A 3,367-nucleotide genomic window follows, 5' to 3' on the forward strand; every position below is an offset into this window, starting at 1 on the left:
GCTACGATCCAGACTGATCGGCTACCGCTCTAGTGTCCCCCCGTTCGGCCGCCGCATCGTACCGGCGGCCGATCGGAACAGGGGAAACATCCATGAACATCGGCTCGCGTTGGGTGCGGCGCCGCGTGGCCGCCCGTTCTACCCGCCGGCTGGCGCTGCTGGCGCCGCTCGCGGTGCTCGCCGCCTGCTCGTCGTCGCTCAAGGTCGGCCCCGACGCCATCGCCGGGCTGCAGCCGGATGGGACGGTGGAAATGCGGCAGGTCCAGGTCGCCTATATCGGCAGCGCCGGCGGCGGCTACGGGACGCTGTACTACAAGGGCCATGCCTATCCGTTCAACGTCGGCGGCGCCGGCATCGGCGGTATCGGCGCCTCGACCATCGACGCGCATGGCGACGTGTACAAGATGCGCTCGGTCGCCGATTTCGCCGGCACCTATGCCCAGGGACGCTACGGCGCGGTCGCCGGCGACAGGAGCGTGGGCGATCTGTGGCTGCAGAACGACAACGGCGTCATCATGCATCTCAAGGCCAAGCGGGTCGGCCTGATGCTGTCGCTCGGCGGCGACGCGGTGATCATAACGATGAAATAAGCCCGGCGCGGCCTGCGAAAGGCGGCAGGCCGGCTCAGTAGCAGCCGGCCTGCCGTGCCCGCTCGCGCACCAGCGCCAGGATCATCGCGGACATCGGCGTCGGCACCGCGACCACCTCGCCCAGTTCGACGACGGCGCCGAGCAGGGCGTCGATCTCCATCGGCCGGCCGCGTTCCAAATCCTGCAGCATCGACGTCTTGTGCGCCCCCACCTCGCCCGCGCCCTCGATGCGGCGATCCACGTCGATCGCCAGCCGCACGCCCAGCGCCCGCGCGATCGCCTGTCCCTCCAGCATCAGCGCGCGCACGACGGCGCGCAGGTCCGGCTGCAACGCCAGCCGGTCGAGCGTGCTCGCGGTCAGCGCCGACAGCGGGTTGAACGCCATGTTGCCCCACAGCTTCACCCAGATGTCGTCGCGTATGCGCGTGCGCACGGGCGCCGACAGGCCGGCGCCGACCAGCGCCTTTGACAGGCGTTCGACGCGCGGGCTGCGGCTGCCGTCGGGCTCGCCGAGGATGAAGCGGTCGCCATAGGTGTGGCGGATCACGCCCGGCGCCTCCACCTCCGCCGCCGGATAGACGACGCAGCCGATCGCGCGCGCGGGCGGCAGGATCTCCAGCAGCCGCCCGCCCGGATCGACGCTCTGCACCGGGCGCCCGGCATACGGGCTTTCGACGCCGTGGAAATACCAATACGGCACGCCGTTGATGCCGGTCACCAGCGCCGCGTCGTCATCGACCAGCATGCGCGCGATGTCCGGCGCGGCGCCCGGCAGCGCGTGCGCCTTCAACGTCACGAACACATAGTCCTGCGGCCCCGCCTCGGCGGCGCTGTCGACGCAGCGCGGGCGCACCGTCACCCGTTCCTCGCCGCTGATCAGGGTCACGCCGTCCGCCTGCATCGCCGCCAGATGCGGGCCGCGGGCGATGAAGGTCACGTCCAGCCCGGCCTGTTGCAGCCGCACGCCGAGATAGCCGCCGATCGCCCCGGCGCCGAAGATCGCGATGCGCATGACGCTCAGACCAACCCCAGCTTCTCGGCCAGCCCGATGCGTTGCAGCTTGCCGGTGGCCCCTTTCGGGATTTCGTCGAGGAAGACGATGCGGCGCGGCACCTTGAACGCGGCGAGCCGCCCGGCGGCGTAGTCGCGCAGCGCGTGCTCGCTCGCCTCCGCCCCGTCGCGCAGCACGATCGCCGCCGCCACCTCCTCGCCGAGCTTGTCGTGCGGCACGGCGAAGGTCAGGCATTGCGCGACGGCGGGGTGGTCCATCAGAACGGTATCGACCTCGATCGGGCTGATCTTCTCGCCGCCGCGGTTGATGAGTTCCTTCAGCCGTCCGGTCAGGCGCAGATAGCCCGCCTCGTCCAGCACGCCCTGATCGCCGGTGCGGAACCAGCCGTCATGGAACGCCGTCGCGTTGGCGGCCGGGTTGTTCTCGTATCCGTCGGTGACGTTGCGCCCGCGTATCACCACCTCGCCCAGCGCACCCGACGGCAGCAGCTTGCCGTGCTCGTCCATGATCGCGATCTCCGGCCCCGCCGCGACGCCGACCGCGCCCGGATAGCGCGGGCGTGGCGGTAGCGGGTTCGACGCCATCTGATGGCTCGCCTCGGTCATGCCATAGGCCTCGATCACCGGCACGCCGAACGCGGCCTCCAGCGCCGTCATCACCTGCGGCGGCAGGCTCGACGACGACGAGCGCAGGAAGCGCAGCCGCCCCGCCTCGATCGTGGCACGGTTGCGCTCCGCGAGGCCGAGGATCGCCTGATGCATCGTCGGCACCGCCGTGTACCAGGTCGGCCGCACCTCGGCGAACCAGCCGAAGAAACGGAAGGCGTTGAAGCCGGGCGTGCACGACACCGCCGCGCCGGCCGCGAGCGAGGCGAGCGTCGCCGCGATCAGCCCGTGGATGTGAAACAGCGGCATGATGTTGAGACACACGTTGTCGCGCGTCAGCTCCAGGCTGGCGCCGATGTGATAGGCGCTCGCGGTGACGTTGCGCTGGCGCAGCGGCACGATCTTCGGCCGCGACGTGGTGCCCGAGGTGTGCAGCACCAGCGCCACGTCCTCCGGCCCCGCCGGCCCCGGCGAGGCGGCGGTCCCCGACAGGCCGCCGGCATCGAGGGCGAACGTCCCGGCCGGCGCGTCGGCGGCGGCGTCAAGCTCCACGATGGGCACGCCGCGCGCCGCCGCGACCGCGCGGGCGGGACTGTCCATGCCGCGCGCGATCACCAGCGCGCGGGCGCCGAGATCCGCGAGGTAGAAATCGAACTCCTCGGCCTTGTAGGCCGGATTGAGCGGCGCGGTGGAGGCGCCGCAGGCGATGGTGACGAAGGCGGCCGCCATCTCCGGCCCGTTCGGCAGCACGATCGCGACCCGGTCGCCGCGCCCGATGCCCATGGCGTTCAGCGCGCCGACCGTCGCCCCGGCCAGCGCGCGCAGCCCGGCATGCGTGAGCCACGGCCGGCCCGGCGCGCCGATCGCGGGCGCCCTGTCGTCGCCCGCGCGCAGCAGCCCGAGGATCGTGTCGGCGGGATAGTCCCTCATGTCGGCAAGCCCCTTGTTCACCCGCGGTCCTTGTAGCCCTTGGCGGTCATGCAGCGGGAGATCTGGATGCGCTGCTCGATCGGCCAGGAAATCGGGTAGGTCATGAACATCGGAAACGTGGCCTTGGCGATCCGGTCCGCCGCCGCCCCGCCGCTTTTCTGGCAGGCGGCCAGGTCCTTCTGATAGGCGGCGGAGTCGTGATCGGCGACCACCGGCGGATCATAGCCGCC

4 protein-coding genes are annotated in these 3,367 nt (G+C 71.4%); 1 reads left to right on the forward strand and 3 read right to left on the reverse strand.

The window, feature by feature from the left end:
* The first annotated feature begins 92 nt into the window (after positions 1-92).
* Positions 93-590 (forward strand): hypothetical protein, encoded by a 498-nt coding sequence (locus B8460_RS08065; RefSeq protein ID WP_048861076.1) that lies wholly within the window; start codon positions 93-95, stop codon positions 588-590.
* Between the two features lie 34 nt (positions 591-624).
* Here the strand turns inward: B8460_RS08065 and B8460_RS08070 are convergent, their stop codons facing one another.
* The 3 genes from B8460_RS08070 to B8460_RS21760 form a co-directional block, all read right to left on the reverse strand.
* The gene (locus B8460_RS08070; protein ID WP_048861077.1) at positions 625-1,602 is read right to left on the reverse strand and encodes a 2-dehydropantoate 2-reductase; all 978 of its coding nucleotides are present in this window, start codon (positions 1,600-1,602) and stop codon (positions 625-627) included.
* Positions 1,603-1,607: 5 nt separating this feature from the next.
* Positions 1,608-3,137, reverse strand: a complete 1,530-nt coding sequence (locus tag B8460_RS08075; protein WP_048861079.1) for an acyl--CoA ligase — start codon at positions 3,135-3,137, stop codon at positions 1,608-1,610.
* Positions 3,138-3,154: 17 nt separating this feature from the next.
* On the reverse strand, positions 3,155-3,367 hold a 213-nt coding region (locus B8460_RS21760), incomplete at its 5' end, for a hypothetical protein (protein WP_048861078.1).

The sequence above is a fragment of the Acidisphaera rubrifaciens HS-AP3 genome (genome assembly GCF_000964365.1).
GTDB classification, from domain to species: Bacteria; Pseudomonadota; Alphaproteobacteria; order Acetobacterales; family Acetobacteraceae; genus Acidisphaera; species Acidisphaera rubrifaciens.

Bases quoted from the DNA above. Each gene is read 5' to 3' on its own strand.
- B8460_RS08075 (WP_048861079.1), bottom strand. From the start codon at position 3,137: ATGAGGGACTATCCCGCCGACACGATCCTCGGGCTGCTGCGCGCGGGC.
- B8460_RS08065 (WP_048861076.1), top strand. From the start codon at position 93: ATGAACATCGGCTCGCGTTGGGTGCGGCGCCGCGTGGCCGCCCGTTCT.
- B8460_RS08070 (WP_048861077.1), bottom strand. From the start codon at position 1,602: ATGCGCATCGCGATCTTCGGCGCCGGGGCGATCGGCGGCTATCTCGGC.